This is a genomic window from Terrabacter sp. P5_B1 (assembly GCF_056400505.1).
On the sequence record NZ_JBFULD010000504.1, the window covers coordinates 1 to 1,943 of the forward strand.

2 protein-coding genes are annotated in these 1,943 nt (G+C 69.5%); both read left to right on the forward strand.

Annotation, left to right across the window (positions count from 1 at the left end):
• The first annotated feature begins 321 nt into the window (after nucleotides 1-321).
• Nucleotides 322-588, forward strand: coding sequence for a DUF3046 domain-containing protein (locus AC1DP0_RS21420; protein ID WP_478088523.1), 267 nt, complete (start codon nucleotides 322-324; stop codon nucleotides 586-588).
• A 231-nt stretch (nucleotides 589-819) separates the two neighbouring features.
• Nucleotides 820-1,869: a recombinase RecA gene (recA, locus tag AC1DP0_RS21425; RefSeq protein WP_442279062.1), complete on the forward strand. Its 1,050-nt coding sequence runs from the start codon at nucleotides 820-822 to the stop codon at nucleotides 1,867-1,869.
• Nucleotides 1,870-1,943: the final 74 nt, after the last annotated feature.

The window sequence follows — 1,943 nt, forward strand, 5'->3', positions numbered from 1 at the left end:
TCGTCGGCGAGGGCGACCCCGCCGGGGGCGGTCCCGGCCGCCGTACCTGCCGCCGTACCTGCCGCCGTACCTGCCGACGAGCCGGCCGTGGGGCCGGCCGTGGGGCCGGCCGTCGGGTAGGAGTAGGGCTGGTCGGGCTGGTTCGTCCCATGGGTGGGCTCGGTCATGTGCTGCTCCCCTGACGTGTCGATGGGCCCGCGGCGTCGCGCGGGACGGCAGGACAATACCGTCCGAGACGGACATTCGCCGCGGGTTGCAGTAACGGTCCGAGGACGTTTCGGCGCGGGACGACTCTCGCCGCGCGGGTGGCAGACTGCTGTGGTGCGGATCAGCCACTTCTGGACCTTGATGGACGACGAGTTCGGCGCGGCGTATGCCGGGTCGCTCGYCCGCGACCACGTGCTGGGCGCGCTCGGCAACCGCACCGTCGTGCAGGCCCTCGCCGACGGCGAGGCGCCGCGGGCCGTCTGGGAGGCGCTGTGCACGGACATGGACGTGCCGCCCGAGCGGCGACTCGGCCGGGACACCCGGGTCGCCCGCGGGGCGCAGGGCGGTCAGGGCGGCCAGGCCGGTCAGGAGCGCCGCTGACGGGTCGCCGAGGAGCGTCTACGCGGCGTGTCGCGATGACTTCGAACACCTGTTCGGTAGTGTTCTCCACAGGTCCTGCGCCACCACCCGCATCGTCCACAGGCCGTCTCGTGGTCCACCTGATGTCGGCGCCGGCACCTAGCGTCTGACCCGACAGCGAATCTCAGGACGAGCCGTCGCCCGGGTCGAAGGTAGACGACCRCACACGCAGACGGCAGATAGGTGACCGACATGGCATCGGTGCAGGCAAAGGACAAGGACAAGGCCCTCTCCTCGGTGATGGGTCAGATCGAGAAGAGCTACGGCAAGGGCGCGGTGATGCGCCTCGGTGACGACATCCGTCCGCCGATCGAGGTCATCCCGACCGGGTCGATCGCGCTCGACGTCGCTCTCGGTATCGGCGGCCTGCCGCGCGGCCGCGTCGTCGAGATCTACGGTCCGGAGTCCTCCGGCAAGACCACGGTCGCCCTCCATGCGGTCGCCAACGCACAGAAGGCCGGCGGCATCGCGGCCTTCATCGACGCGGAGCACGCGCTCGACCCCGACTACGCCAAGAAGCTCGGTGTCGACACCGACGCGCTGCTCGTGTCGCAGCCTGACACCGGTGAGCAGGCGCTCGAGATCGCCGACATGCTGATCCGCTCCGGCGCCATCGACATCATCGTCATCGACTCGGTGGCGGCCCTGGTGCCCCGCGCCGAGATCGAGGGCGAGATGGGTGACAGCCACGTCGGTCTGCAGGCGCGTCTCATGAGCCAGGCGCTGCGCAAGCTGACCGGTGCGCTCAACAACACCGGCACCACCGCGATCTTCATCAACCAGCTCCGCGAGAAGATCGGCGTCATGTTCGGCTCGCCCGAGACGACGACCGGTGGCAAGGCGCTGAAGTTCTACGCCTCGGTGCGACTGGACGTGCGTCGCATCGAGACGCTCAAGGACGGCACCGAGCCGGTCGGCAACCGCACCCGCGTCAAGGTCGTCAAGAACAAGGTGTCCCCGCCGTTCAAGCAGGCGGAGTTCGACATCCTCTACGGCCACGGCATCTCGCGGGAGGGCGGCCTCATCGACATGGGTGTCGAGCACGGCTTCGTCCGCAAGGCCGGTGCCTGGTACACCTACGAGGGCGACCAGCTCGGTCAGGGCAAGGAGAACGCCCGCAACTTCCTCAAGGACAACCCCGACCTCGCCGACGAGATCGAGAAGAAGGTCAAGGAGAAGCTCGGTGTCGGGCCGCGCGTCGACCAGCCCGCCGAGGTCTCGGACGTGCCTGTCGACTTCTGATCGTGGGTCCCTCGGAGCCGGAGACCGCACAGGACCGTCTGGCCCGCGCCGCGGCCGCCCTCGCTGAGGCAGAG